The organism is Adonisia turfae CCMR0081, from assembly GCF_011009555.1.
Classification (GTDB): domain Bacteria; phylum Cyanobacteriota; class Cyanobacteriia; order Phormidesmidales; family Phormidesmidaceae; genus Leptothoe; species Leptothoe turfae.
The window spans coordinates 1-2,023 of sequence record NZ_QXHD01000016.1 but is presented as its reverse complement, the minus strand read 5'-3'; the positions used below and the strand labels follow the sequence as shown (position 1 = coordinate 2,023).

The 2,023-nt window shown below is 51.9% G+C and carries 1 protein-coding gene; it reads right to left on the bottom strand.

Annotated features, from left to right (window positions below):
• Positions 1–28 precede the first annotated feature (28 nt).
• Positions 29–2,005: a CRISPR-associated endonuclease Cas1 gene (gene cas1, locus DXZ20_RS37105; protein WP_163703748.1), complete on the bottom strand. Its 1,977-nt coding sequence runs from the start codon at positions 2,003–2,005 to the stop codon at positions 29–31.
• Between the last annotated feature and the right edge of the window lie 18 nt (positions 2,006–2,023).

The window sequence follows — 2,023 nt, the reverse complement described above, 5'->3', positions numbered from 1 at the left end:
GAAGCCTGTCCCCTGCCCCCCTGCTCGCTCACCCCTTCCAAATCATCGGTCTATAACTCTCACGCTCCCCCGTAATGCAGGCGGTATATTCCCAAACCTGTAGCTCAAAACATCGCCGATAGCTCACCTTGTACCCTGTGTGTGGGTGCGTTACCGTTTGCTGCAGTTTCTCTTCCCAATGTTTGAGAAAGCGCCTTAGTCCGTCGGGGTGTAGGTAGACACCTCCCCGTCCATCGGGTGGGGTAAAATCTTCTGGTTTATAAATGTCTGAATTGATTAAATAGGCTACTAGAGCGTCTACCACCATAGAGCGAAACTCTTCCACCAGGTCACACACTAATGAGGGCCGATTAGCCTGGGGGGTATGTAAATTACCAAAGTGCGTATGTAACCCTGACGTTTCGGTCATGGCATGAACGTTCTGCGACAGCAGCGTATACCCTAGACTGAGTAAGCTGTTCACTGGATCAGTGGGTGGTCGCCGGGTACGCTTCTCAAACTCAAATGGTCCCTTTAACAATGAGCCATAGGCTTCAAAATATAGATTTGCTCCATGGCCTTCGTAACCCATTAGGGACTCTACCGTCTTTGCTGTGGGCACCTTTTTAATCAACTCAGCCATCTCTTTGATAGATTTAATCGCCACCTCCGACTTGGGTTTCCTCCGTCGATTCAGCTTCATTAATAGCTGTCTAGAATTGTGTAGCTTGCCCTCTACCACGTTGATTGCCTGCTGACGGATAAAGTTCTCATCCTGGGACTTGGCCACCTGCTGCACCAGATAGTCAATCCTGGCCTGCCCCGTCGTCTGCAACCGACCAAAATAACGTCCCTTATCTGACAGATACAACATTGGGATTCGTCGTTGTAATGCCAGACGTACGGCCCCATGGGATACATTACAAGCCCCAAACAACACCACATGGCTAATACCATTGGCCGGTACACTACAGCGCAGTTCTCGTTCGTGAAATACTTGAAACTGTTTATGCCGTACCCGTAAATAGGCTCCCTGTTCTGTTACATATAATGTGGTCATGCCATCTCTCCAATAGTCATCTGTTGATTGTTTTGGTCGCTTTTGCGTATTGCGAACAATGCTGCAAACCTTTGGTGGGCCATACACCGGCTGCGCCACTTTCTTCTTTTTCGGTGTCTGCGATCGGCTACGTTCCGGCGCGATCACCTGCTGTGTTTGAAACTGATGTCCCAAAAAGACAAACCCCTCATCCGGTGGAATAATCCGGGTTTTACCTGGGTTTAGCGTCAAGTAAATGTCTTCTAACCAGTCGTGCATCATCGCCAATGCTCTATTGGCCTGCACATAGCTATGGCATACCACCACACAGTCATCGCCATAGCGCACCAGGGGAAGATCTGCCGCCAGACATAGCCGGTCAAACTCACTCAGATACAGGTTTGCCAGCGCCCCCGAGAGAATGCCTCCCTGCAGCACACCCTTATTGGGGCGATAAAATTGCCCCTGCAGCACCATGCCAGCCTTTAGCTGTTGTTCAATCAGCTGCACCGAGCCGTTAGCGATCCTGAGCCGCTCCAGCTGTCCCATCAGGACACCCCAGGCCAGGTTGTCAAAAAACTGATGAATATCCGCCTTGATCACCCAGGTGGGTTGCTGGCCATAATCCGCCATTACCCGGTCCACTGCACCATAGATCGACAGTCCTGGCCGATAGGCAAAGGCACTCTCACTAAAAGTGGCCTCTAACCGAGGATAAATCGACTGAAGCAAATAGCGTTGTAGCACCCGGTCCCGCACCGTAGACAGCCCGATCAGCCGCTGGCCACCGTTCTTTTTGGGTACAAAAAATCCCTTCGCCGGGGTCGCCTGGTAACAACCGCGTCGCATCTGCCGCTGCATCTGCCCCAGTTTCTCCTGGGCCACCCCCGCAAATAACTCCGTCGTTACCCCATCCACCCCCGCCGATGGACTCCCCCGCTGCACCAACCCCCAGGCCGCATAAAGGTGTTCCAAATAAACCTGCATTTAGTCTCCTCGTTGGTT